Below are 25565 nucleotides of genomic sequence, written 5' to 3' on the forward strand. Positions count from 1 at the left end.
TGCCCGATGAATGAAGTTCCAGCCACTCCCCTGGCCTGGGTCAATGGCAGCGATGCACCGGAAAAAAGCGTGCTCGATCTCGGCTTCATGGCCCTGAGCGACTGCGCCCCGGTCGTGGTGGCCGCTACCCAGGGGTTCGCCCAACCCTACGGCCTGACCTTGAACCTCAAGCGCCAGGCCTCCTGGGCCAACTTGCGGGACAAGCTGGTCAGCGGTGAAATCGACGCGGCCCACAGCCTGTACGGCCTGGTCTACGCCGTACACCTGGGTATCGGTGGCGTCGCGCCGACCGACATGGCCGTACTGATGGGCCTGAACCAGAACGGCCAGAGCATCAACCTTTCCCATGGCCTGCAGGCCCTGGGCGTGACCAGTCCTGAGGCACTGGAACGCCATGTGCACCAAACTCGCACGAAACTGACCTTCGCCCAGACTTTCCCCACGGGCACCCATGCGATGTGGCTTTATTACTGGCTCGCCGCCCAAGGCATCCACCCCTTGTCGGACGTCGACAGCGTGGTGGTCCCGCCGCCACAGATGGTCGCCCACCTGCAGGCCGGGCGCATCGATGGCCTCTGCGTCGGCGAACCCTGGTGTGCCAGCGCGGTGAAGCAGAACCTGGGCTTCACCCTGGCGACCACCCAGACCATCTGGCCCGATCATCCGGAAAAGGTCCTGGGTTGCACACGAGCATTCGTGGAGCAGTACCCCAATACCGCGCGGGCCTTGGTGATGGCTGTCCTCGAAGCCAGTCGATTCATCGAACAGAGTACCGAGAACCGTCGCAGCACCGCGCAACTGCTGAGCGCGCCCGAGTACCTCGACGCACCGCTGGACTGCATCGAGCCCCGCCTGCTCGGCATCTATGCCGACGGCCTGGGCAACAGCTGGCAGGATCCCCACGCCATGCGCTTCCACGGCAACGGCGAGGTGAACGTGCCGTACCTGTCCGACGGCATGTGGTTCATGACTCAGTTCCGGCGTTGGGGGCTGCTGCGCGAAGACCCGGATTACCTCGCCGTGGCGCGGGAGGTCCAACAGCTCGAGCTGTACCATGAGGCCTGTGCGGCGCTGGGCATCGCGTCCCCACGCCAGGACATGCGCAGCAGCCAGTTGATCGACGGCATCCGCTGGGACGGTTCCGATCCGGCCGGGTATGCCCGTGGCTTCAAACTGCACGCCTTGAGCGATGCGGCTCCCCTTCTCGCCAGCCGCTGACAGGAGCCCCGACCATGTTGCGTATCCTGCTGATCAACGACACCGCGAAAAAGGTCGGGCGCCTCAAGGCTGCCCTGACGGAGGCCGGATTCGACGTCATCGACGAATCCGGGCTGACCATCGACTTGCCGGAACGCGTCGAAACAGTGCGTCCGGATGTCATCCTGATCGATACCGAGTCACCGGGACGAGACGTCATGGAACAAGTGGTGCTGGTCAGCCGCGACCAGCCACGACCGATCGTCATGTTCACCGACGAGCACGACCCGGATGTGATGCGCCAGGCGATCAAGTCCGGCGTAAGCGCCTATATCGTCGAAGGCATCCACGCCGCGCGCCTGCAGCCGATCCTCGACGTGGCCATGGCCCGCTTCGAAAGCGACCAGGCCCTGCGGGCCCAGCTCCTGGCACGGGACCAGCAACTGGCCGAACGCAAGCGCATCGAACTGGCCAAGGGCATGCTGATGAAGATGAAAGCCTGCAATGAGGAACAGGCCTACACCCTGATGCGCCGCCAGGCCATGAGCCGCCAGCAGAAGCTGATCCAGGTGGCGGAGCAGATCATCGCGATGAATGAGCTGCTGGGCTGAAAACCTTGAAGCACCTGGCCTGGCGCCATCGCAAGCCAGCTCGCTCCCACAGTTGATCCGGGGTATCCACAGATATTGTGTTCACCCCAGCCCCTCTGTGGGAGCGAGCTGGCTCGCGATAGTCCTCAGCCCAATCCCTCCTGTTGGCACAGATCTCGCTTAAGCAATCTCACCGGTAGCCAACGGCGGTTGCCCACCTACGACAAAGACGTCGCACACCCTGCTCGCCCCCAGGCGGCCCGGGTTGCGGCGTTTTTTTTGCTTTGGCCCCACCGTCCGGGGTCGGTGGGGTCGCCATGACGGCGCACCACCTCGAAGCACTGACTCATTACCCGAGACTTTTACCGCTGAGGTGCGCGATGAATTCAAGCTTCTGGAAATCCGGCCACACCCCGACCCTGTTCGCAGCCTTCCTCTACTTCGACCTGAGCTTCATGGTCTGGTACCTGCTCGGCCCACTGGCGGTGCAAATCGCCACCGACCTGCAACTGACCACCCAGCAGCGCGGCCTGATGGTGGCGACGCCGATCCTGGCCGGCGCCGTACTGCGCCTGCTCATGGGCCTGCTGGCCGACCGGATCTCCCCCAAAACCGCCGGCATGGTCGGCCAGGTGATCGTGATCGGTGCGCTGTTCTGCGCCTGGAAACTGGGCATCCACAGTTATGAGCAGGCATTGCTGCTGGGCCTGTTCCTGGGCGTGGCCGGCGCATCGTTCGCCGTCGCCCTGCCGCTGGCCTCCCAATGGTATCCGCCGCAGCACCAGGGCAAGGCCATGGGCATCGCCGGTGCCGGTAACTCGGGCACCGTGCTGGCCGCGCTGATCGCACCGGTCATGGCCGCCACGTTTGGCTGGACCAACGTATTCGGCTTCGCCCTGATCCCTCTGGGCCTGACCCTGGTCCTGTTCGCCTGGCTGGCCAAGAACGCGCCGGAGCGGCCGAAAGCCAAATCCATGGCCGATTACCTCAAGGCCCTGGGTGACCGTGACAGCTGGTGGTTCATGTTCTTCTACAGCGTGACCTTCGGCGGCTTCATCGGCCTGGCCAGCGCCCTGCCTGGCTACTTCAACGACCAGTACGGCCTGAGTCCGGTGACAGCCGGCTACTACACCGCCGCCTGCGTCTTCGGCGGCAGCCTGATGCGCCCGCTGGGCGGCGCCCTGGCGGACCGTTTCGGTGGCATTCGCACCCTGCTGGGCATGTACACCATCGCGGCGGTGTGCATCGCCGCGGTGGGCTTCAACCTGCCAAGCTCCTACGCGGCGCTGGCCCTGTTCGTCTGCACCATGCTGGGTCTGGGGGCGGGTAACGGCGCGGTGTTCCAACTGGTGCCGCAGCGCTTCCGTCGCGAAATCGGGGTCATGACCGGGCTGATCGGCATGGCCGGCGGTATCGGTGGCTTCGCCCTGGCGGCGGGCATGGGGGCGATCAAGCAGAGCACCGGCAGCTATCAACTGGCGCTGTGGCTGTTCGCCAGTCTCGGCGTATTGGCCTGGTTCGGCCTGCACGGCGTCAAGCGCCGCTGGAGGACCACCTGGGGTTCGGCCGCCGTTACTGCGGCCCGGGTATAACCAACCACCATGAGCCTGCAACTGAGTTTCGCCGAAGCCAGTGCCATCGGCCCGCGCGAGGAAAACCAGGACGCCCTGCGCCTGGTCACGCCAGCCCCGGCCCTGGCCGCCAGCAAGGGCTACCTGTTCGCCATCGCCGACGGCGTGAGCCAATGCGCCGATGGCGGCCTGGCCGCCCGTTCGACGTTGCAGGCGCTGGCCCTGGATTACTACGCCACGCCACAGACCTGGGGGGTGGCCCAGGCCCTGGATCGGCTGTTGCTGGCACAGAACCGCTGGTTGCAGGCCAACGGTGGCGGACAGCCCCTGCTTACCACTGTCAGTGCCCTGGTGCTACGGGGCCGACGCTTCACCCTGGCCCATGTGGGCGATTGTCGGGTCTACCGCTGGCACGCCGATCAGTTGCAACGGGTCAGCGAAGACCACGTCTGGGAACAGCAGGGCATGCAGCACGTGCTCAAGCGTGCCCTGGGGCTGGACCAGCACCTGATCCTCGACTTCCTCGACGGCGAACTGCGCACCGACGAAACCTTCGTCCTGCTCAGCGACGGCGTCTGGGCGGTATTGGGGGACACGGCCATCGCCGGCATCCTGCGCGACCAACCGGACCTGGACCTCGCGGCCCAGACGCTGGTCAACGCCGCACACCTGGCCGGCAGCCAGGACAACGCCAGCGCGCTGCTGGTACGGGTCGATGCACTGGGTGAAGCAAGCATCGGCGATGCGCTGATTCAACTGCAGCAATGGCCCCTTCCCCCGGCCCTGAAACCAGGCCAGGTGTTCGAAGGCTGGCGGATCGAAGGGCTGCTCGGCCAGAGCCAGCAATCGTTGCTGTATCGGGTACACGACAGTCAGGGCCAGCCGTGGCTGTTGAAAACCCTGCCTGGGCACCTGCGGGACGACACCCGGGCCGGGCAGGCGCTGCTCTCCGAGGAATGGTTCCTGCGCCGGGTCGCAGGCCGGCAGTTTCCGGAAGTCCATGGGGTTGCCCAACGTCAGCACCTGTACTACGTGATGCGTGAATACCCGGGCATCACCCTGGCCGAACTGTTCGACCGGGGCGGCACCTTGCCGTTGGCCCGATGGCAAGACCTGGCGCAGCGGCTGGTACGGGCCGTGGGGTTGCTGCACCGACGGCAGATCTACCATCGCGACATCAAGCCGGAAAACCTGCACCTGGGGGACGATGGGGAACTGCGCCTGCTGGATTTCGGCCTGGCGTATTGCCCGGGACTGTCGGAGGACCAGGCCAATGTCTTGCCGGGAACCCCAAGTTATATTGCCCCGGAAGCCTTCGGCGGTATCGCCCCCACCGCACAGCAGGACCTGTATGCGGTCGGCGTGACCTTGTACTTCCTGCTGACGGGGCATTACCCCTACGGTGAAATCGAGGCCTTCCAGCGGCCGCGCTTTGGCGTGCCGGTCAGCGCCAACCGTTACCGGCCGGACCTGCCCGAATGGCTCGGGCAAAGCCTGGAGCGGGCCGTTGCCGCCGATCCTGGCCAACGCTTCGAAACCGCCGAGGAATGGCTGTTATTGCTGGAACAGGGCGAGCGCCGCAGCTTGAGCGTCAGGCCCCGTCCGCTGCTGGAGCGCGAACCGCTGAAAGTCTGGCGGACGTTGGCGCTGGTGTCGTTGGTGGTGAATGTCGTGCTGCTGTTTCTGGTGTTTCACAGCTGAGATCCGGTCGCGCCTGTCGCGCGCAAGCTCGCTCCCGCAGGGTGTGTGTGTCCACCGCAGATCCAATGTGGGAGCGAGCTTGCTCGCGATGGCAGCCCGATCGTCCATACAACTGCTCCTGCAAGACGCTCCATTACCGGGCAACACGCTTTGATTCGGTGCAATAAATCCCTCCAAAACCCGCTCAATCAACCCGCTGCTCAATGAATCCGCGCCTTCGAGCCAGTTGGCACAACCACTGCATAAATCCCTTTCAACAGACATAAGGCAACGCCTCCAACGATGAAGGCGGTGCTTCCCGAGAGAACGGGACCAGGACAAAGGCGTCCTCGCTAGCTTGCTAGCGGGACGCCTTTTTTTGTTTTCGTGAAAATTGCCGAGCCAGTCCGATCGCCGTGATGAAACGGACATGAGCTTGCGGAGAACCCTGATGAAAAAACTCAAACTGGTGATGATCGGCAATGGCATGGCCGGGGTTCGAACCCTCGAGGAACTGCTCAAGCTGAGCAACGAGCTGTACGACATCACGGTGTTCGGTGCCGAACCCCACACCAATTACAACCGCATCCTGCTCTCCCCCGTACTGGCCGGCGAACAGACGTTCGAAGATATCGTGCTCAACGACCTGGCCTGGTACCAGGACAACAACATCAACCTGCTGCTCAATCGCAAGGTGGTGCAGATCGATCGCGTCAAACGCCGGGTCATCGCCGAGGACGGCAGCGAAGCCGAATATGACCGCCTGTTGATCGCCACCGGCTCCACCCCGTTCATCCTGCCGATTCCCGGCAACACCCTGGACGGTGTGATCGGTTACCGCGACATCGCCGACACCCAGGCGATGATCGACACCGCCAAGACCCACAGGCACGCCGTGGTCATCGGCGGCGGCCTGCTGGGCCTGGAAGCGGCCAACGGCCTGAAGCTGCGCGGCATGGACGTGACCGTAGTGCATCTGGGCGAATGGTTGCTGGAGCGGCAACTGGACAAGACCAGCGGCCAGTTGCTGCAGACCGCCCTGGAGAATCGCGGCCTGAAATTCCGCCTCAGCGAGCAGACCCAGGCCCTGCACGACGCCGGCAATGGCCGGGTCGGCTCGGTGCAGTTCAAGAACGGCGACATCATTCCCGCCGACCTGGTGGTGATGGCCGCCGGTATCCGCCCCAATGTCGAACTGGCGGAAAAGGCCGGCATCCCGTGCAACCGCGGGATCCTGGTCAACGACACGATGCAGACCTACGACCCGCGCATCTACGCCATCGGTGAATGCGCCAACCATCGCGGCACCGCCTACGGTCTGGTCGCACCGTTGTTCGAACAGGCCAAGGTCTGCGCCAACCACCTCGCCCAACTGGGCTTCGCCACTTACAAAGGCTCGGTCACCTCGACCAAGTTGAAAGTGACTGGCATCGACCTGTTTTCCGCCGGCGACTTCATGGGCGGCGAAGGCACCGAAACCATCACCCTTTCCGACCCCATCGGCGGCGTCTACAAGAAGCTGGTGATCAAGGATGACGTGCTGGTCGGTGCCTGCCTGTACGGCGATACGGCAGATGGCGGCTGGTATTTCCGCCAGATCCGTGAAAACCATGCCATCAGCGAGATCCGCGATCACCTGATGTTTGGCGAGAACGCCTTGGGCGACGTTGGCCACCAAGGCCAGGACAAGGCCATGAGCATGGCCGACAGCGCCGAGGTCTGCGGCTGCAACGGCGTGTGCAAGGGCACCATCGTCAAGGCGATCCAGGAACACGGGCTGTTCAGCGTCGATGATGTGAAAAAACACACCAAGGCTGCCAGCTCCTGTGGCTCCTGCGCCGGCCTGGTGGAACAGATCCTGATCAACACCGTCGGTGGCGCAGCGGACGTCAAGCCGAAAAGCGAAAAGGCCATCTGCGGTTGCAGCGACCTCAACCACGGCCAGATTCGCCAGGCGATCCGCGACCAGCACCTGCTGACCATCGCCGGGACCATGAGTTACCTGAACTGGCGCACCCCGAACGGCTGTGCCACCTGCCGTCCGGCATTGAACTACTACCTGATCTCCACCTGGCCCGGCGAAGCCCAGGACGATCCACAATCGCGGCTGATCAACGAACGCGCCCATGCCAACATCCAGAAGGACGGCACCTACTCCGTGGTCCCGCGCATGTGGGGCGGCGTGACCAATCCTTCGGAACTGCGACGCATCGCCGACGTGGCCGACAAATACAACGTGCCCATGGTCAAGGTCACGGGCGGGCAGCGCATCGATTTGCTCGGAATCAAAAAGCAGGACCTGCCGGGGGTCTGGAAAGACCTCGACATGCCGTCCGGCCACGCCTACGGCAAATCCATCCGCACCGTGAAGACCTGCGTAGGCAGTGAGTTCTGCCGCTTCGGCACCCAGAACTCGACCCAATTGGGCATCGAGCTGGAGCATGACCTGTTCAACATGTGGTCGCCGCACAAGGTGAAACTGGCCGTTTCCGGCTGCCCGCGCAATTGCTCGGAAGCCGGTATCAAGGACGTCGGCATCATCGGCGTCGACTCCGGCTGGGAGATGTACATCGGTGGCAACGGCGGGATCAAGACCGAGGTGGCGGAGTTCTTCGTCAAGCTCAAGACCGCCGAAGAAGTGCGCGAATACAACGGCGCTTTCCTGCAGCTGTACCGCGAGGAAGCCTTCTACCTTGAACGCACTGTGCATTACATGCAGCGAGTCGGCATGGAGCACATCAAGAAAGCCGTGCTGGAAGACCCCGAGCGGCGCAAGGCCCTCCACGAACGCCTGAAGTTCTCCCTGTCGCTGGAACAGGACCCTTGGAAGCAACGCCTGGAACAACCTCAGCTCAAGAAAGAGTTCGAGGTCATTCCCGTGAAAAACCTGGAGGTGCCGGCATGAACTGGCTGGATATCTGCGCACTGGAGGAGATCAACATCCTCGGTTCGCGCATCATCAATGGTCCTGAAGGCGATATCGCGATTTTCCGCACCAGCGACGATGAAGTGTTCGCCCTCGATGACCGTTGTCCGCACAAGGGCGGGCCGTTGTCACAAGGCCTGGTCTACGGCAAGCGCGTGGCCTGCCCGCTGCACAACTGGCAGATCGACTTGGAAAGCGGTCAGGCCCAAGCCCCCGACGTGGGCTGCGCCCATCATCATTCGGCCCGGGTCGAAAACGGCCGGGTGCAGTTGGCCCTGCGGGACGCAAGCTGATGAACCGCCAGACCACTGCCTCGACCTGCTGTTACTGCGGGGTCGGTTGCGGCGTCCTGATCGAGCATGACGACGAGCGCATCCTCGGCGTCAGCGGCGATCCGGCCCATCCGGCCAATTTCGGCAAACTGTGCAGCAAGGGTTCCACCCTGCACCTGACCGGCGACCTGGCCGCCCGCGCCCTGTATCCCGAATTGCGCCTGGGCAAGGGCCTGGCCCGGGCCCGTACCGACTGGGACAGCGCCCTGGATCACGCCGCCAGCGTGTTCGCCGATACCATCGCCGAACATGGTCCGGACAGCGTGGCCTTCTACATATCCGGCCAACTGCTGACCGAGGATTACTACGCTTTCAACAAACTCGCCCGGGCGCTGGTGGGTACCAACAACATCGACAGCAATTCCCGGCTGTGCATGTCTTCGGCCGTGGTGGGCTACAAGCGCAGCCTGGGTGCCGATGCCCCCCCTTGCAGCTATGAAGACCTGGAACTGAGCGACTGCGTGATGATCGTCGGCAGCAACATGGCCTACGCGCATCCGATCCTGTTTCGACGCCTGGAAGCTGCAAAATCCCAACGGTCCCAGATGAAAATCATCGTCATCGATCCCCGTCGCACCGACACTTGCGACCTGGCGGACCTGCACCTGGCGATCCTGCCGGGCACCGATGTCGCCCTGTTCCATGGGATCTTGCACTTGCTGCTGTGGGAAGACTGGGTCGACCGCGACTTCATCAAGGCCCATACCGAAGGCCTGGCGGACCTGAAGAACCTGGTGCGCGACTACACTCCCGCCATGGTCGCCCAGTTGTGCGGCATCAGCGTCGAGCAATTGCATCAGTGCGCCGAGTCCATCGGCAACGCGTCGAGCTTCCTGTCGTTGTGGTGCATGGGCCTTAACCAATCCACCGCCGGCAGCGCGAAAAACAGCGCACTGATCAACCTGCACCTGGCCACCGGACAGATCGGCCGGCCGGGCGCCGGTCCTTTCTCGCTGACCGGCCAGCCCAATGCCATGGGCGGTCGCGAAACCGGCAGCCTGTCGAACCTGCTGCCCGGTCATCGCGAAGCCGCCAATCCCGAGCACCGGGCCGAAGTCGCTCGCTACTGGGGCGTCGAGCAGCTACCCGCCACCACGGGCCTGAGCGCCATCGAACTGTTCGAGCAGGTGCGCAACGGCAAGGTCAAGGCACTGTGGATCGCCTGTACCAACCCTGCCCAATCGATGCCGGACCAGACAGCGGTGCGAGAGGCCCTGCAGGCCTGCCCGTTCGTGGTCCTGCAAGAGGCTTTCCGCACCACCGAGACCGCCGGATTCGCCGACCTGCTGCTGCCGGCAGCCAGCTGGGGCGAGAAAGAAGGCTCGGTGACCAACTCCGAGCGGCGCATTTCCCACGTTCGTCGGGCCGTTGCCGCACCGGGCGAAGCCCGAGCGGACTGGGCAATCACCGTGGATTTCGCACAACGCCTGGAAAAACGCCTGCGCCCCGGCCAACCCAGCCTGTTCGATTTCGATGCGCCGGCCCAGCTGTTCGACGAATACAAGCAACTGACCCGAGGTCGCGACCTGGACCTGTCGGGCATCAGCCATTCGCTGATCGACCAGTTGGGTCCTCAGCAATGGCCGTTCCCGGAGGGCGCCACCGAAGGCACTCCGCGCCTGTATGTGGATGGGATTTTCCCTACCGACAGCGGCCGTGCCCGCTTCGTGGCCGACCCCTATCGCGCCGCCAGGGAGCTGCGCGATGCCCGCTTCCCGTTGACCCTCAACACCGGCCGGCTGCGGGACCAGTGGCATGGCATGAGCCGCACCGGAACCGCTGCGCAGTTGTTTGGCCATGTGAACGAGGCCGTGCTGAGCCTGCATCCCGACGAACTGCTTCGCCATCGCCTGCAGGCCGGCGACCTGGTCAGCCTCAAGAGCCGTCGCGGCGCCGTGATCGTGGCCGTGGACAGCGATGAAAGCGTGCGCCCCGGACAGGCGTTCCTGCCCATGCACTGGGGCGACCGGTTCCTCAAGGGCGGGGTCAATACCCTGACGCAACCAGCCTTCGATCCCTTGTCGAAACAGCCGGAACTCAAGCACAGCGGCGTGCGCCTGGAACCGGTGAACCTGCCCTGGCAGCTTTACGCCCTGGTCGAAGGCGATGTCCAGCTGCACCTGGAGACCTTGCGACCGCTGTGTGAGGCGTTTGCCTACGTCAGCCTGAGCCTTACCGGCCGTGAGCGTCCGGCGCTGCTGATTCGCGCCGCCAGCGCCCTGGCCCCCGAACCGCAATTGCTGCACGCGATTGACGAACAACTGGGCCTGATCGAGGGGCCGGTGCTGGCCTATGACGATCCGCGTCGCGCCATCGGCAAACGTGTCCGCATCGAAAACGGCCGTATAACGGCCATCCGCCTGGCCGGCGAAACCCTGGCCCGGCACTGGCTGCAGAACCTGTGGCTGGAAGGCCGTGCCGACGAGCAGTTGCGACGCTGGTTGCTGGCGCCCTTGAGTGCACCACCAGGCAATACCGGCGCCGCGCTGGGCGGCGGCAAGACCCTGTGCAACTGCATGAACGTCAGCCAGCGAGCGGTCTGCGCGGGCATCGAACGCGGCCTGGACCTGCAAGGGCTGAAACAGGAACTGGGTTGCGGCACGCAATGCGGTTCCTGTGTACCGGAAATCAAGCGTCTGCTGGTCGCCACTGCGCGACCAGTGGCGGCAGTCTCGTGAGGAAAACACTATGAACGCAAAAGTCTGGCTGGTGGGTGCAGGTCCTGGCGACCCGGAATTACTGACCCTCAAGGCCGTGCGCGCCCTGCACGAAGCCGACGTGGTGCTGATCGACGATCTGGTCAATGGCGCCGTGCTTGAGCATTGCCCCACCGCACGCGTCATCGCCGTGGGCAAACGCGGCGGATGCCGATCCACGCCACAAGCTTTCATCCATCGCCTGATGCTGCGCTATGCCCGCCAAGGCAAATGCGTGGTACGCCTCAAGGGCGGCGACCCGTGCATTTTCGGCCGGGGTGGTGAAGAGGCGCAGTGGCTACGTGAACACGGTGTCGACGTTGAGCTGGTCAACGGCATCACCGCCGGCCTGGCGGGCGCCACCCAGTGCGACATCCCGCTGACCCTGCGCGGGATCGCCCGGGGCGTGACGCTGGTCACGGCCCACACCCAGGACGGCAGCAGCCTGAACTGGCAGGCGCTGGCCCAGAGCGGGACGACCCTGGTGGTGTACATGGGGGTGGCGAAACTGAGTGAAATCCGCGAGCAACTGCTCAAAGGTGGCCTGGCGGCGAATACCCCGGTGGCCATGATCGAAAACGCTTCCCTGCCCCACCAGCGGGACTGCCGCAGCGACCTAGCCTCGATGGAAGCCGACGCCAGCACGTTCGAGCTCAAGAGCCCGGCAATCCTGGTCATCGGGGCAGTAGCGGCTGGCGCGCAGTTAACCCAGGCACAACAGACCTGGGTCCAGGCAGCAGCGTTGTAACCGCAAACAACAAACCTGTGGGAGCGAGCCTGCTCGCGATAGCGGTCAGTCAGTCAACCTCTCTGTTGGATGATCCGACGCATCGCGAGCAGGCTCGCTCCCACAATTGATCGTTAGCGCTCACAGAATCACCACTCACCGCAGCTATTGGTTCCTCATTTCATAAATCGCAGGCAAAGAAAAACCCGGCCTGAGCCGGGTTTTTCCACAAGCCTTGGGCTAATTACTTGCCTTGGGCTTCTACTTGAGCTTCTACGCGACGGTTTACAGCGCGGCCAGCTTCAGTGGCGTTGTCAGCGACTGGGCGGGATTCGCCGTAGCCAACAGACTGAACGCGGGACGATTCAACACCGTACTGGTTGGTCAGAACTTCCTTAACGGCTTTTGCACGACGCTCGGACAGCTTCTGGTTGTAAGCGTCAGTACCGACGGAGTCAGTGTGACCTTCAACAGTGGTGCTGGTCGATGGGTACTGCTTCATGAAGTCAGCCAGGTTCTTGATGTCGCCATAGCTGTTTTCTTTGACGACCGACTTGTCGAAGTCGAACTTCACGTCCAGCTCGACACGAACGACTTCAGCAACAGCTGGGCAGCCATCAGCGTCAACGGTTACGTTGGCTGGGGTGTCAGGGCACTTGTCGACGTTGTCGCACACGCCGTCATTGTCGCTGTCGGAGCAGACTTCAGCCGGAGCTGGAACTGGAGCAGCGGCAGGCTTGGAACCGCCACCGAAGTTCACACCGATACCGACGCTAGGAGCCCACTCGGTGTCGCCCTGGTCGATGTTGTACTGAGCTTCAACGCCAGCACGGGCGTAGAAGTTGTCGGTGAAGTACAGCTTGGCACCGCCGCCCACGTTGGCGAAGGTGGAACGGTTACGGCTGTTGCTGCCGTTCTGGTCGATGCTCTGGTCGGAGAAACCGGCCGAGACGTATGGACGCAGCATGTCACCTGGGTTGTTGAAGTGGTACAGGGCATCCAGAGCGGTGTTGGCGCCCTTGACGTTGGTACCGTCTTCAGTGCGTGCGTTGTGCACTTCGTCGTAGGCCAGACGCAGTTCTACGTCGTCGGTCAGGAAGTAACCGATCGAACCGCCGAAAAGGTTGCCGTTGTTTTTGAAGTCACGAGCGCTGTCGAATTGCTCTTTCTTGGCGAAGCCTTCGATTTCAACTGCGCCTTGGCCTTGTGCCAGCGCGCCGAACGAAGTAGCGGCAATAAGAGAACCAATGGCAAAGCCCAAGGTGTTTTTCAGTTTCATCCGTTAAATCCCCATCTGGTGATTGTGAAGCAGTCCCGCAAACCGGGGGACAACTCGGCGGCAAGTCTATCAGAACTTGCCTACACGTAAGAGATATTTGCGCCGAAGTTAAGTTTCAGCAATGCCTGCAAATTTCTCACGCAGCTTATCGAGAGCGCGCTTGTAACGCATTTTTGTCGCGCTCAAACCCATGTGCATTATGTCTGCGATCTCCTGGAACTCCAGTTCTGCGACAAATCGTAGCACCAGAATCTCCCTGTCGATCGGGTTCACATAAACCAGCCAGCGATCGAGTCCACCCTTTTCCTCGGGCTTGGGCGCCTTTTCATCAGACGCTTCCTCGAGAGGGTCCAGGCTCAACGCGTCCATCAAGCGACGCTTTCGCCGTTCCTTGCGATACTGTGTGATGCATTCGTTGTAGGTGATGCTATATAGCCATGTCTTGAACTTCGATTTCCCCTCGAAGTTCTTCAGGCCGTAAAGCACCTTCAACATCACCTCCTGACAGACATCGTCAGCATCGCGATCGTTCCCCAGATAACGTGCACAGACGTTAAATAATGTTCTCTGGTAACGGCGCATCAACTCTTCGTAAGCACGTGTTACGTGGAACAGCTCCGTATGCGCGCGCGCAACCAACTCCTCATCGGAGAGATCACGGGGGTCATAGCGCGTGGATAGCGATTGGGGTTTGTTCAAAACAAGTCGGGCCGACGGTCTAGGTCAATGTGCGCCGCAGCCTGCGATAGCAGGCATTTTGCGGCGGCATACATTAGCAGAGTTTGCCGGGTTAGCGGCTACTCACATGCTGCTCCAGCAGGATCCGATTGGAGAGCGACACCAGTTCGCCCTCATCGGTCAGCAATGTGGTCTTCACCGTGCCGATCTCCTCGATCTGGCCTTCGACCTCGCCAACACGCACTTGTTGTCCAACCTCATACAGCTCACGCACATAGATTCCCGCAAGAATCTGGCCGGCGATTTCCCGGCTTCCCAGTCCCATGGCCAGCGCAATCGCCAGACCAACGGTAATCAATACGATCACGATCACATGGTTGAGCAGGTCGGTCTTGACCTCCAACTGGCTGATCGCGACGGAAATGCTGATGATGATCACCAGGCCCTGGGCGATACGTCCAAGACCCGATGCATAATCCAACCCCACGCCTTCGGCCGCGCCGCGCACCAGGCCGTTGACCAGTTGCGCCAGCAGCACCCCTACCAGCAACACCAGCGCAGCGCCGAAAACCTTCGGCAGATACAGCGCAAGCATATCGAGCGTAGCTGAAACTCGTTGCAGGCCAAGGGATTCGGCTGCGGAAACCAGGAAAATAAGCAATACGAACCAATAGACGATCTTGCCGATCAGCGTCGAGATCGGCACCTGGATACCGCCACGGGACAGCAGCTTGGTCAGGCCGGTGCCCCCCATCAGACGGTCGAGGCCCAGCTTGGCGAGCAGCTTGGACAGCAGCGTGTCGAGCAGCTTGGCCACCACGAACCCCAGCAACACCACCACCAGGGCGCCGAACAGGTTGGGGATGAAGTTAGCCACCTTGGTCCACAACGCAGTCATTGCCGCGACAAGGCTCTGGGTCCAGAGATTCAATTCCATATTCAGTCAGCCTTATGAGCGGTGCGAGTAGCAGGTTTACGACGGGAAACCGGCGAGACATGGGCCGAGCCGTTGTTCAAGGCGATCATCAGCGCGGGCAACCAGCGGCCCAGCAGGCTGAAAAGATCGCCGGCGCCGACCTGGCGGTTGGCGGTTTTCAGTACACGTCCCAGGCAGGCATCGTCGTCGCGGCTGGACGGCGAGGCCTTGAGCATGTCGCGCAAAGACTGTTCAAACGGATCGTGCATATGCACCTCTCGTGATGTCTGTGGAAGACGCGATCAGAATTCTTCGGGTCACATGAAACCCATCACACCCAGCGCAAGCGGCGGAACAGCCACCATTGCCCCAACGCCACGCAGACCATCAGCAGGCAAGCGGCGAGGAAGCCGTACGGGCTTTCGGAGAACGGAATACCGCCCACGTTGATGCCCAGCAGACCGGTGAGAAAACTCATCGGCAGGAAAATCCCGGTGATGATGCCGAAGCGGTACATGGTGCGGTTCATGCGCACGGAAAGACGCCGGTCCTCGGCCTCCAGCACCAGCCCCACGCGCTCGCGGGCCAGTTCCAGCTCCTCGAGGTAGCGGGTCAGGCTGTTGTTCAGTTCATTCCAGTAGTCACCGTCGTCTTCGACGAACCAGGGCAACTTGAGCCGCGACATCTGGCCGAAAATGTCCCGCTGTGGAGACAGGAAGCGCTTCAGTCCGGCCGCCCGCCGACGGATGTGCAAAATGGCGTCGTGCTCGGGGGTGTACCGTTCGTCGGCATCGAGTTTTTCTTCCTCGCCGTCGACGATTTCCGAGAGATGGGACACCAGGTCCTGCACTTTGTCGGTCAGGTATTGCGCCATATAAAGGATGAGTTCCGAAGAGTTTCTCGGCCCCTCGCCCTCGGCCAGGTGCGCCAGCAGTTCATCGGTGGCGCGCAATGGACGAAGGCGCAGGGAAATCACCCGCTGGGCAGACGCGAAGATGCGCACCGAGACCATGTCTTCCGGCTCGGCCCCCGGGTTGAGGTTGATCCCCCTGAGAAACAGCAGCAGCTCGGCGTCGGGCAATGGCAGCAGGCGTGGCCGGGTGTTCTCCTCGAGCAGCAGGTCACAGTTGAACTCGCTGAGGCCGCTGGACTTGCGCAGCCAGGTGTGGGTCTGCGGATGACTGCGATCCCAATGCAACCACAGGCTTTCATGCGCCTGCAGTTGCAGATCGTCCAGTTCGGTCCGGGCTATCGAACGCGCACCACCTTTACCATCCAGCACCAGGGCATGCACCAGCCCCCATTGCGCGTTTTCTTCCTCGAACATCCTCATCCCTTACGGCTTTGACGCTTCATTCAGGCATTTGCAGCGGGCTGGGTGAAACGATCACGCCGTTATTGTCCGCATAGATATATTCGCCCGGACGGAAGGTCACGCCGGCAAACGTCACGGCTACATTGAGATCGCCGATACCGCGTTTATCGGTCTTCATTGGATGGCTGGCCAGGGCCTGGACGCCGAGGTCGGTCTGGGCAATGACATCCACATCGCGGATGCAGCCGTAGATCACAAGGCCCTCCCAACCGTTTTTCGCAGCCTTTTCGGCGAGCATGTCCCCCAGCAAGGCCCGACGCAGGGAACCGCCGCCGTCGACCACCAGCACCTTGCCGTTGCCCTTGAGCTCAACCTGCTCCTTGACCAGCGAATTGTCCTCGAAGCACTTGATGGTCACGATTTCGCCACCGAAGGAATCGCGGCCACCGAAATTGCTGAACATCGGCTCCACCACCTGAACCAGGTCCGGGTAGGCGTCGCACAGGTCGGGCGTGAGGTAATGCTTCATCGAATGACTCCCGCAAGGGCCCTGGAAGGGCTGAACGTCAGGCTGAATGAATAACCGTTTATGACCGAAACAGCGTAGCGCGTCATATCTTAGCCGTAAGCCGGGCAGAGCGGAATGCCCCTGTCAGAGCTCCCGCTTCAAACCGCCTCGGCCAGAATGGGCTGGCTCGCCGGCAATGGCGCGCATTGTTCCTCCAGCCAACGCACCACAAACGGCCATACTTCGGCCTGCGCGGCCTTGCTGACCAGCATTTCCACATGGCCGAAATCGTCGCTGAAGCCCTGCTCCCGGCCCAGGCAGACGAACTGCTTATGGGCGGAGCCGACCTGGTCGAAGAGCTTGCGGCAGGCCCAGGTCGGATCCTGGTGGTCGCCACTGGCACTGACCGCCAGTACCGGCACCTGCACATCGGCCAGGCCCGCCCACCAGTTTTTTTCAGCGTCGCCGAAACGCCCGAACAGGCCATACCAGCGCATGCTCTCCAGTGCCAGGCCGATGGGCTCGTCCTCCGGGCCACGCTTGAGCCTGGAACCGGAGAGTTGGGCAAACCGCTTGAGGATAAATCGACCGCCCCACTCCACTGGCGGGATCTTCAACGGCCAGTAGGTTCGACTGACCTGGGTCCCGAAAAACGCCGCCGACGCCACGGCCGGCTCCCCCAGGTAATGACCGCCAAGGGCCGCAGCCAGGGTAATGCCGCCCAGGGAGTGACCGATCCAGTGGGGCACCTGCCCGCTCTGCTCACGGACAAAGGCACCGATGGCCGGCAGATCGTAACGGGCATAATCGGCCACGCGGTTCTTGCGGTAGTCCAGGTTGCGCTGGGACAGGCCGTGACCGCGCATTTCGGGAATCCACACGTCGAACCCCAGTCGCGTCAGGTAGGCACCCAGGCCCAGGCCCTTGGGCGAATACCAGAAGCGCCGGTTGGAAAAACTGCCATGCAACAGGATCACCGGAACGCCACGGACCGCTTCGGTGGCATCGGCCATGCCCAGGCGCGTGACGGCCAGTTCGACGCTGTGGTCCGGACTGTTTCCAGGTTTCAAACGATAGACATCTTCGCTCAGATCGCCACGCCGCTCGGCGCTGATCAGGGCGACAGGAAAAAGGTCGCTGCTGCTTTGCATAATCTTCTTGCACAAAAAAAGACGACTGTGGGAGCGAGCTTGCTCGCGATTGCGGCGGATCAGCAAAATAATCTTGGCTGACACACCGCTATCGCGAGCAAGCTCGCTCCCACAAAGGTTACCCGGCTTACATTACCGGTGAGGCCCCTTCACGCGATCAGACCGCGCCTTGCCCCTCGGCCAGGAAGAACCAGGTTTCCAGCACGGAGTCCGGGTTCAGCGAAACGCTTTCGATGCCCTGCTCCATCAGCCACTTGGCCAGGTCCGGGTGGTCCGAAGGGCCCTGGCCGCAGATGCCGATGTATTTGCCGGCCTTGTTGCAGGCGGCGATGGCGTTGGCCAGCAGCTTCTTGACCGCCGGGTTCCGCTCGTCGAACAGGTGCGCGATGATCCCCGAGTCGCGGTCCAGGCCCAGGGTCAGCTGGGTCAGGTCATTGGAGCCGATGGAGAAGCCGTCGAAGAACTCGAGGAATTCTTCGGCCAGGATGGCGTTGGACGGCAGTTCGCACATCATGATCACGCGCAGGCCGTTTTCGCCACGGGCCAGGCCGTTTTCCGCCAGCAGGTCGACGACCTGGCTCGCTTCGCCCAGGGTACGCACGAACGGCACCATGATCTCCACGTTGGTCAGGCCCATGTCGTTGCGCACACGCTTGAGGGCGCGGCACTCGAGCTCGAAGCAATCACGGAACGACTCGCTGATGTAACGCGAGGCGCCGCGGAAGCCCAGCATCGGGTTCTCTTCTTCCGGTTCGTAGAGTTTGCCGCCGATCAGGTTGGCGTATTCGTTGGACTTGAAGTCCGACAGACGCACGATGACCTTTTTCGGCCAGAAGGCCGCTGCCAGGGTGCTGATGCCCTCCACCAGCTTCTCGACATAGAAGCCGACCGGATCGTCGTAGCCGGCGATGCGCTTGTCGACGCTGTCCTTGATCTCGGATGGCAGGCCGTCGTAGTTCAGCAGTGCCTTGGGGTGCACGCCGATCATGCGGTTGATGATGAACTCCAGGCGGGCCAGGCCCACGCCGGCGTTGGGCAACTGCGCGAAGTCGAAGGCGCGGTCCGGGTTGCCGACGTTCATCATGATCTTGAACGGCAGCTCCGGCATGGCGTCCACGGAGTTCTTCTTGATGTCGAAGCCCAGCTCGCCTTCGAAGATGTAGCCGGTATCGCCTTCGGCGCAGGAAACGGTCACACCCTGCCCGTCCTTGAGCAGCTCGGTGGCGTTGCCGCAACCCACCACGGCCGGGATGCCCAGTTCACGGGCGATGATCGCCGCGTGGCAGGTACGGCCGCCGCGGTTGGTGACGATGGCGCTGGCGCGCTTCATCACCGGTTCCCAGTCCGGGTCGGTCATGTCGGAAACCAGCACGTCGCCGGCCTGGACCTTGTCCATCTCCGAGACGTCCTTGATGATCCGTACCTTGCCGGCGCCGATGCGCTGGCCGATGGCGCGACCTTCCACCAGCACGGTGCCGGTCTCCTTGAGCAGGTAGCGCTCCATGACGTTGGCCTGGGTACGGCTCTTCACGGTTTCCGGGCGGGCCTGGACGATGTACAGCTTGCCGTCGTCGCCGTCCTTGGCCCATTCGATGTCCATCGGGCACTTGTAGTGTTGCTCGATGATCATCGCCTGCTTGGCCAGTTCGCTGACTTCGGCGTCGGTCAGGCAGAAACGGGCGCGGTCGGCCTTGTCCACATCGACGGTCTTCACCGAGCGACCGGCCTTGGCTTCGTCGCCGTAGATCATCTTGATGGCCTTGCTGCCCAGGTTGCGGCGCAGGATCGCCGGGCGACCGGCCTGCAAGGTGCTCTTGTGGACGTAGAACTCGTCCGGGTTCACCGCGCCCTGGACGACGGTTTCACCCAGGCCATAGGCGCCGGTGATGAATACCACGTCACGGAAGCCCGATTCGGTGTCCAGGGTGAACATCACACCGGCGGTGCCGGTTTCGGAACGGACCATGCGCTGCACACCCGCCGACAGGGCCACCAGCTTGTGATCGAAGCCCTGGTGCACGCGGTAGGAAATGGCACGGTCGTTGAAAAGGGAGGCGAAGACTTCCTTGGCCGCGCGAATGACGTTCTCCACGCCGCGGATGTTCAGGAAGGTCTCCTGTTGGCCGGCGAAGGACGCGTCCGGCAGGTCTTCGGCGGTAGCCGAGGAACGCACGGCGACAGCGATGTCGGGGTTGCCCTCGGACAGCTTGGCGAAGGCGGTGCGGATCTCGGTGTTCAGTTGCTCGGGGAACTCGGCTTCCATGATCCACTGGCGGATCTGGGCACCGGTCTTGGCCAGGGCATTGACGTCATCGACGTCCAGGGCATCGAGCGCGTCGTGGATCTGCTTGTTCAGGCCGCTCAGTTCCAGGAAATCACGATAAGCCTGAGCCGTCGTGGCAAAGCCACCTGGCACCGAAACGCCGGCGCCGGCGAGGTTGCTGATCATCTCGCCCAGGGATGCGTTCTTGCCCCCCACATGCTCCACATCATGGACGCCGAGCTTATCGAGGGAAACTACGTACTCTACCAAGGTGATCTCTCCACTAACTGTGTTGGAAAAGCTCAAGGCACCGGTGGCTCCGGGGGAGCGAGTGCCGGCGATATGGCCTGGACCTGGAAAATAAGTGAGAATGCGGGCCACTGGCGGCCGGCAAATCGCGCCTATCATATCCAAGAATCGTCATCAGCTTAAGGCCCAGGGCACAAATGAAACGATCTGCTTTCTTTATTTCCGATGGCACCGGCATCACGGCCGAGACCCTGGGCCAAAGCCTGTTGGCGCAGTTCGAAAACATTACCTTCACCAAGCTGACACGTCCGTACATCGATAGCGTCGACAAGGCGCGGGCCATGGTACAGCAAATCAATAAAGCCGCCGAAACCGACGGTTTCCGCCCGATCATCTTCGACACCATCGTCAATCAGGACATCCGTGAGATTCTCGCAACGTCCAATGGTTTCATGATCGACATTTTTTCCACCTTCCTGGCGCCTCTGGAACAGGAACTGAGCGAGCATTCCTCCTATTCGGTCGGCAAGTCCCACTCCATTGGCCATAACTCCAACTACATGGAGCGGATCGAGGCGGTCAACTTCGCCCTGGACAACGATGACGGTGCCCGCACGCATTATTACGACAAGGCCGATCTGATCCTAGTGGGTGTGTCGCGGTGTGGTAAGACGCCGACGTGCCTGTACATGGCGATGCAGTTCGGCATCCGCGCGGCCAACTATCCGCTGACCGAGGAAGACATGGAGCGCCTGCAGCTGCCCAGCGCCCTGCGCGCCCACCAGCACAAGCTGTTCGGGTTGACCATCGACCCGGATCGCCTCACCGCGATCCGCAACGAGCGCAAGCCCAACAGCCGCTATTCGAGCTATGCCCAGTGCGAATTCGAGGTGCGCGAGGTGGAAAACCTGTTCCGCCGGGAGAACATTCCCCATATCAACTCCACGCATTTTTCCGTGGAAGAGATTTCGGCGAAGATCCTGGTGGAGAAAGGGGTGGAGCGGCGGTTCAAGTGAACCCGCAACAACACAAAACCCCGTGGGAGCGAGCAAGCTCGCTCCCAGGGGGTTTGTAGTACTGCAGGCTACTGCGCCAGACGCTTGACCAACGCCTGCCCCACCGTCAGCGCCGAGGCCGGATTCTGGCCGGTGATCAATTCCCGATCCTCCACCACGTGGGCAGTCCACGGTGTGGTGTTGCTGCTGTACTGCCCGCCAGCCTGCTGCAACGCGGTCTGCGGGTAGAATTTCATGCTCCCACCGTCCAGCAGCCCCTTGGCCAACTCTTCTTCCTGATTGCTGATTACCGTCATCCTGTACCCGGCATAGATCCAGTCGGCCTTGGCCGATACCTGGCCTTTAGTCAACTGGCCAACAAAGCCCTTGGCATCAGGCAGGGTCGACAGCAACGCGATCGGCCCGTGGCAGACCAGCGCAGTGGTCTTGCCCTTGCCATGGAAATGGGTCAACACCCGCCCCAGTGAGGCACTGGTGAGCAGATCCTGCATCGGCGCATGACCGCCGGGGATATACAGCGCATCGAACCGGTCCAGGCCCATCTGCTCGACACGAGCCAGGCTGACCACTGGCGATTGCGCGACCGAGGTGATCTTCAGTTGCGCCAGCAGTGCCTCGTAGTGCTTGAGTTCCGCCGCGTCATTGTTGAAGTACATCTTGTCTACCGAAGAGCGATCCAGGGTGGGGGCCTTGCCTTGCGGCGTGGCGAATGTCACCTGGTGGCCCGCGTCCAGCAACAGCTTGACCGGCTGCAGCAGTTCGTTGAGATAGAACCCGGTGGAGAAGACCTTGCCGTCACGCAGGTCCAGGTGATCGGCATCCGACAGGACCACCAGCACGTTATCCGCCTGGGCGGCGATACTGGTGACCGCCAGTGCGGCGGACAAGGCCAGGGTAGTGAGCTTTTTCATGATGACTCCGCAAGATTGGGTTGGGATGCGCTCACTGTATTGATGCTGCTATCGGCGATAAACTCGCCACACAGAACATCACCTGGCCCCTGGAGGCAACAATGCCCCGTCGATTCGATTATCTGGCTGATGTCGAAGCCTTCGTCACGGTCGTGGAGAAAGGTACGCTCAGTGCCGCAGCGGTGGCGCTGGGCACCACGCCTTCGGTTCTCAGCCGCGCCATCTCGCGGCTCGAAACCCGGCTCGGGGTGCAATTGCTGCGGCGCACTACCCGGCGGTTGAACCTGACCGACGCAGGCCTCCTGTACCTGGAACAGTCACGCTCGGCCTTTGCCATGATCGACGACGCCGAGCGGCGGATCCAGGGCCAGGACGGGCCCCTCACCGGCCGGGTGCGTCTGAGCGTGCCCACCACTTACGGCCATTACCGCCTGCCGCAATTGCTGGCGCGCTTCGCCGAGGCTTGCCCGCAGGTTCGGATCGAGCTGAGCATCACCAATCGCAACGTCGACCTGGTCGCCGAAGGCTACGACCTGGCGATCCGTCTGGGCCAGTTGCCGGACAGCGGACTGGTCGGGCGTAAGCTCGAGGATGCCCGCCTTTGCCTGGTGGCCGCGCCACAGTACCTGGAACGCGCCGGAACGCCCCGCCACATCGACGAGTTGACGGCCCACGCCTGCCTGCCCTTCGTGATGCCCAGCAGCGGGCGTATCGCGCCGTGGCTGTTTCGGGAAAACGGCGAAGATCGGGAATGGGTGCCGACGGGCAAGGTGCAGGTGTCTGACGACGTACTGGGTATCGTGTCCCTGGCCCAGGCAGGGATGGGCATCTGCCAGACCTATGACTTCATCGTCCGTGAGCGAGTAGAGCGTGGGGAGCTGCGGGTACTGCTGGATGACTTTGGCGGACGCAGTCGACCGTTTTCAGTCATCTACCCGCCCCATCGACAATTGCCGGCAGCGGCGCGGGCGTTGATTGATTTTCTGATCGAGCAATAGCTGGCAACGCCGGCCGACCTCCGTGGGAGCGAGCTTGCTCGCGATTGAGGAGTGCCAGCCGGCATTAATGTCGCCGATCCACCGCTATCGCGAGCAAGCTCGCTCCCACGGTGGCTGATGTGACTGCAAGGTTTGTATGGTCCCGCAGCCTTCCTGTGGAACCCTTTCTTGCTGCCACAGGCTCTACGTTCAGTGGGCCGCAGCCGCCTGCTCGTCCATTTTCTTGCGCAGGCTCAGCGGGCGCATATCGGTCCAGACTTCTTCGATGTAGGCCAGGCACTCCTTCTTGAAACCGCTTTTGCCAACGGTACGCCAGCCCTCTGGAACGGCCTTGTAGTCCGGCCAGATCGAATATTGCTCTTCGTGGTTGACCACGACCTGAAAGAGGATGTCCTCGCGGTCGAATACTGAAGTCATGTGTGTTTCTCCATCGTTGCTCGAGGTTCGCTGCAGCACATGCGCAGCCGGGGTATATAAGGAACGTCCGGGATCTGGGGAAAATTAGGTATCCGCCACGGCAGCCTTCAAGGCCCGTCCGAAGATTTCGGCGACCCGGTCGACTTCCGCCGCCGAGATGATCAGTGGCGGCAGGAAACGCACCACCGCACCCTGGCGCCCACCCAGCTCCAGGATCAGCCCGCGCTTGAGGCATTCACGTTGCAGCCCGGGAGCCAGGCGGGCATGGGCCGGCGGATGTCCCAAGGCATCCGGGGCGCCAGCCGGGTCCACCAGTTCGACGCCGAGCATCAGCCCACGGCCGCGTATGTCGCCCATCTGCGGAAAATCCCGTTGCAGGCTGTGCAGGTGATCGCTCAGGCGCCGGCCCATGGCGGCGGCATGAGCCGGCAGGTCGTGTTCCACCAGATAGCGCATCACCGCCGAACCGGCCGCCATGGCCATCTGATTGCCGCGAAACGTCCCGGCATGGGCGCCCGGCAGCCAGGTGTCGAGCCAGTCGCGATAAACCAGCACCGCCAGCGGCAGGCTGCCACCGATGGCCTTGGACAGTACCACCGCGTCCGGAATGATTCCGGCATGCTCGAAGGCGAACATCTTGCCGGTACGACCGAAACCGCTCTGGATTTCATCGACGATCAGGGCCACGCCGGCCTGCTCGGTGATCCGCCGCAGGCCGCGCAACCAGTCGACATCGGCCGGTATCACCCCGCCCTCGCCCTGCACCACCTCGACAATCACCGCCGCCGGCAACTGCACACCGGCCTCCGGATCGTTCAGCAGATTCTCCAGGTAGTGCAGATTGGCCTTCACCCCCTCGGCGCCGCCCAACCCGAACGGGCAGCGGTAGTCGTAGGGGTATGGCATGAACTGCACGCCGTTGGCGAGCAAGGCCCCCAGGGGTTTCTTCGGCCCCAGGCTGCCCATCAGGCTCAGCGCCCCCTGGCTCATGCCGTGATAACCACCCTGGAACGACAGGACCGTGCTGCGTCCGGTGGCGGTGCGCACCAGCTTGAGCGCTGCTTCCACTGCGTCGGTGCCGGTGGGTCCGCAGAACTGGATCTTCGCTTCGGCGGCAAACGCCGTTGGCAACAGGCCGAACAGGTCCTGGACGAAGCGGTCCTTGACCGGGGTGGTCAGGTCCAGGGTATGCAGGGGCAACTCGTCGGCCAGCACTTGCTGGATCGCCGCGATCACCACCGGATGGTTATGCCCCAGTGCCAGGGTGCCGGCACCGGCCAGGCAGTCGATGAAGGTCCGGCCCTCGACGTCCTCGACGTACAGCCCCCTGGCACGCTTGAGGGCCAGGGGTATCCGTCGCGGATAACTGCGGGCGTTGGATTCCTGCCGGCTCTGGCGGGCCAGCAGCGGCGATTCGTTGAACTGATAGAGCATCTCGGCCGGCACGGGGCTGACCCGCGCCGGTTCTGCTTCGATAAGGCTGTTGGCGACTGACATTTCTCGACCCCGCAATACACTCAAGTAGTGACCCAAACGGCATACCGCACAGATGCGCATCCGGTCGGGCGCATAGGCAGGTTTTCCTGTCATGGGAAACGCATCAGCACGGTGCGGATTTACCCTTCAGGCAAAGTTGATTGCACCGCCCCCGTCAGTGGCTTGTGCATGGCAATGGCCGCGATTCCGCCGATGGCAAAGGCCTCGGCACTCTGCTCGAAGCCCAGGTGCCGATAGAATCCCTGACTGGTGCGCGTGCTGTTGAGCCGCACCCGGGCGACACCGAGGTCCCCCAGCCACGCCTCGATGTCCCGCACCAGCGCCCGGCCGGCGCCGCGGCGAAACCATTCCGGTTGCACATAGCAGAATGCGATCCGGCCATTGACCGAAGCCATCGCGGTTCCTACCGGACGCCCCTGCAACCGCGCCAGGGTCAGGCGCAACCGCGGATCGGCCAGCCAGGGCTGTATGCGCGCGAGGGTGCTGTTGCGGGTCCAGGCCGCCACGAGGCGCGGGTCGTTACGGTGTTCGGCGGCACAACCGATGCGGATGCAGCGCTCGGCGATCCGGCTGATGATGCCTGCATCGCTGGGCGTGGCTGTGCTGATTTCGATGGGAGCTTGCATAGGCGCGGTCTTCCTCAGTCCT

At 62.5% G+C, this 25565-nt stretch carries 22 protein-coding genes; 10 read left to right on the forward strand and 12 right to left on the reverse strand.

Annotated elements, in window-relative coordinates; translation table 11 throughout:
- The first annotated feature begins 6 nt into the window (after positions 1-6).
- The 8 genes from BT179_RS02550 (at position 7) to cobA (ending at position 11740) form a co-directional block, all read left to right on the forward strand.
- Positions 7-1218, forward strand: a complete 1212-nt coding sequence (locus BT179_RS02550) for a CmpA/NrtA family ABC transporter substrate-binding protein (protein WP_072389101.1) — start codon at positions 7-9, stop codon at positions 1216-1218.
- A gap of 14 nt (positions 1219-1232) precedes the next feature.
- Entirely contained in the window at positions 1233-1808 is a 576-nt protein-coding gene (locus tag BT179_RS02555) for an ANTAR domain-containing response regulator (RefSeq protein ID WP_053153356.1), read from the forward strand.
- 359 nt (positions 1809-2167) lie between these two features.
- Positions 2168-3379 carry a nitrate/nitrite transporter gene (locus BT179_RS02560; protein WP_072389103.1) on the forward strand — a complete coding sequence of 404 codons (1212 nt, stop codon included), beginning with the start codon at positions 2168-2170 and terminating at the stop codon, positions 3377-3379.
- Positions 3380-3388: 9 nt separating this feature from the next.
- Positions 3389-5059, forward strand: a complete 1671-nt coding sequence (locus BT179_RS02565; protein WP_072389105.1) for a bifunctional protein-serine/threonine kinase/phosphatase — start codon at positions 3389-3391, stop codon at positions 5057-5059.
- A 430-nt stretch (positions 5060-5489) separates the two neighbouring features.
- Entirely contained in the window at positions 5490-7943 is a 2454-nt protein-coding gene (nirB, locus tag BT179_RS02570) for a nitrite reductase large subunit NirB (RefSeq protein ID WP_072389107.1), read from the forward strand.
- Positions 7940-8257, forward strand: coding sequence for a nitrite reductase small subunit NirD (gene nirD / locus BT179_RS02575; RefSeq protein ID WP_072389109.1), 318 nt, complete (start codon positions 7940-7942; stop codon positions 8255-8257). Before nirB ends, nirD begins: the two co-directional genes overlap by 4 nt.
- Positions 8257-10974, forward strand: a complete 2718-nt coding sequence (locus tag BT179_RS02580) for a nitrate reductase (RefSeq protein ID WP_072389111.1) — start codon at positions 8257-8259, stop codon at positions 10972-10974. The genes nirD and BT179_RS02580 overlap by 1 nt, the downstream gene beginning before the upstream one ends.
- A gap of 10 nt (positions 10975-10984) precedes the next feature.
- Positions 10985-11740 (forward strand): uroporphyrinogen-III C-methyltransferase, encoded by a 756-nt coding sequence (gene cobA / locus BT179_RS02585; RefSeq protein ID WP_072389113.1) that lies wholly within the window; start codon positions 10985-10987, stop codon positions 11738-11740.
- A gap of 223 nt (positions 11741-11963) precedes the next feature.
- Here cobA and BT179_RS02590 read toward each other — a convergent pair whose 3' ends face one another.
- From BT179_RS02590 to ppsA, 8 genes are all read right to left on the reverse strand, one after another.
- On the reverse strand, positions 11964-12998 hold the full coding sequence (locus BT179_RS02590; RefSeq protein ID WP_072389115.1) for an OmpA family protein: 1035 nt from the start codon (positions 12996-12998) through the stop codon (positions 11964-11966).
- 108 nt (positions 12999-13106) lie between these two features.
- Positions 13107-13697, reverse strand: coding sequence for an RNA polymerase sigma factor SigX (gene sigX / locus BT179_RS02595; RefSeq protein WP_053155315.1), 591 nt, complete (start codon positions 13695-13697; stop codon positions 13107-13109).
- 91 nt (positions 13698-13788) lie between these two features.
- Positions 13789-14613 (reverse strand): mechanosensitive ion channel family protein, encoded by an 825-nt coding sequence (locus BT179_RS02600; protein WP_072389117.1) that lies wholly within the window; start codon positions 14611-14613, stop codon positions 13789-13791.
- Positions 14614-14615: 2 nt separating this feature from the next.
- The gene (locus BT179_RS02605) at positions 14616-14867 is read right to left on the reverse strand and encodes a CrfX protein (RefSeq protein WP_371128572.1); all 252 of its coding nucleotides are present in this window, start codon (positions 14865-14867) and stop codon (positions 14616-14618) included.
- Between the two features lie 56 nt (positions 14868-14923).
- Positions 14924-15919 (reverse strand): zinc transporter ZntB, encoded by a 996-nt coding sequence (locus BT179_RS02610; protein ID WP_072430333.1) that lies wholly within the window; start codon positions 15917-15919, stop codon positions 14924-14926.
- Positions 15920-15944: 25 nt separating this feature from the next.
- Complete coding sequence (gene rraA / locus BT179_RS02615) at positions 15945-16436, reverse strand: ribonuclease E activity regulator RraA (RefSeq protein ID WP_072430332.1); 492 nt, start codon at positions 16434-16436, stop codon at positions 15945-15947.
- A 137-nt stretch (positions 16437-16573) separates the two neighbouring features.
- Positions 16574-17566 (reverse strand): alpha/beta fold hydrolase, encoded by a 993-nt coding sequence (locus BT179_RS02620; RefSeq protein ID WP_072430331.1) that lies wholly within the window; start codon positions 17564-17566, stop codon positions 16574-16576.
- Positions 17567-17723: 157 nt separating this feature from the next.
- Positions 17724-20099, reverse strand: a complete 2376-nt coding sequence (ppsA, locus tag BT179_RS02625; protein ID WP_072389125.1) for a phosphoenolpyruvate synthase — start codon at positions 20097-20099, stop codon at positions 17724-17726.
- 176 nt (positions 20100-20275) lie between these two features.
- Here ppsA and BT179_RS02630 point away from each other — a divergent pair, with 176 nt between their 5' ends.
- Complete coding sequence (locus BT179_RS02630; RefSeq protein WP_042732259.1) at positions 20276-21094, forward strand: posphoenolpyruvate synthetase regulatory kinase/phosphorylase PpsR; 819 nt, start codon at positions 20276-20278, stop codon at positions 21092-21094.
- 68 nt (positions 21095-21162) lie between these two features.
- On the opposite strand, the gene BT179_RS02635 is transcribed toward BT179_RS02630, so the two are convergent.
- Positions 21163-22005, reverse strand: a complete 843-nt coding sequence (locus BT179_RS02635) for a type 1 glutamine amidotransferase domain-containing protein (RefSeq protein WP_072389127.1) — start codon at positions 22003-22005, stop codon at positions 21163-21165.
- A gap of 101 nt (positions 22006-22106) precedes the next feature.
- Between BT179_RS02635 and BT179_RS02640 the strand changes: the two genes are divergently transcribed.
- Positions 22107-23003 carry a LysR family transcriptional regulator gene (locus tag BT179_RS02640; RefSeq protein ID WP_072389129.1) on the forward strand — a complete coding sequence of 299 codons (897 nt, stop codon included), beginning with the start codon at positions 22107-22109 and terminating at the stop codon, positions 23001-23003.
- Positions 23004-23192: 189 nt separating this feature from the next.
- Here BT179_RS02640 and BT179_RS02645 read toward each other — a convergent pair whose 3' ends face one another.
- The 3 genes from BT179_RS02645 to BT179_RS02655 all read right to left on the reverse strand — a co-directional run bounded on the left by BT179_RS02645 (position 23193) and on the right by BT179_RS02655 (position 25543).
- Positions 23193-23420: an MbtH family protein gene (locus BT179_RS02645; RefSeq protein ID WP_072430330.1), complete on the reverse strand. Its 228-nt coding sequence runs from the start codon at positions 23418-23420 to the stop codon at positions 23193-23195.
- 84 nt (positions 23421-23504) lie between these two features.
- Positions 23505-24917, reverse strand: coding sequence for an aspartate aminotransferase family protein (locus BT179_RS02650; RefSeq protein WP_072389133.1), 1413 nt, complete (start codon positions 24915-24917; stop codon positions 23505-23507).
- 119 nt (positions 24918-25036) lie between these two features.
- Positions 25037-25543 (reverse strand): GNAT family N-acetyltransferase, encoded by a 507-nt coding sequence (locus BT179_RS02655; RefSeq protein ID WP_072389135.1) that lies wholly within the window; start codon positions 25541-25543, stop codon positions 25037-25039.
- Positions 25544-25565 lie beyond the last annotated feature (22 nt).

It is taken from the genome of Pseudomonas sp. NFACC43, from assembly GCF_900119645.1.
In the GTDB taxonomy this organism is placed as follows: domain Bacteria; phylum Pseudomonadota; class Gammaproteobacteria; order Pseudomonadales; family Pseudomonadaceae; genus Aquipseudomonas.